The 398-nt window shown below is 61.8% G+C and carries 1 protein-coding gene; it reads right to left on the bottom strand.

Going from position 1 to position 398, the window contains the following annotated elements:
- The coding region (locus AC1DF0_RS32540; protein ID WP_477577742.1) for a ribonuclease III family protein at window positions 1-326 on the bottom strand (326 nt) is incomplete at its 3' end.
- Window positions 327-398 lie beyond the last annotated feature (72 nt).

Raw genomic sequence — 398 nt, forward strand, 5'->3', positions numbered from 1 at the left:
ACCTCCATGCCGGCGTCCAGGTAGATCGCACCGATCAGCGCTTCGAGGGCATCGGCCAGAATCGACTCGCGACGGAAACCGCCGCTTTTCAATTCGCCGGAGCCCAGGCGCAGGTATTCACCCAGGTCGAAACCACGAGCCAGTACGGCCAGGGTCTCACCTTTCACCAGGCGTGCGCGCAAACGCGACAACTGGCCTTCACGGGCCAGCGGGAAGCGATCGAACAGCGCCTCGCCGGCGACGAAATTGAGGATGGCATCGCCGAGGAATTCCAGGCGTTCGTTGTTGCGCCCGGCAAAACTGCGGTGAGTCAGGGCCAGGACCATCAGTTCCTGATCCTTGAAGGTGTAACCGAGCTGACGCTCGAGACGGCTTAAGGAGACGCTCACGGTTTACCC

The sequence above is a fragment of the Paenibacillus sp. 05T425 genome (genome assembly GCF_056396205.1).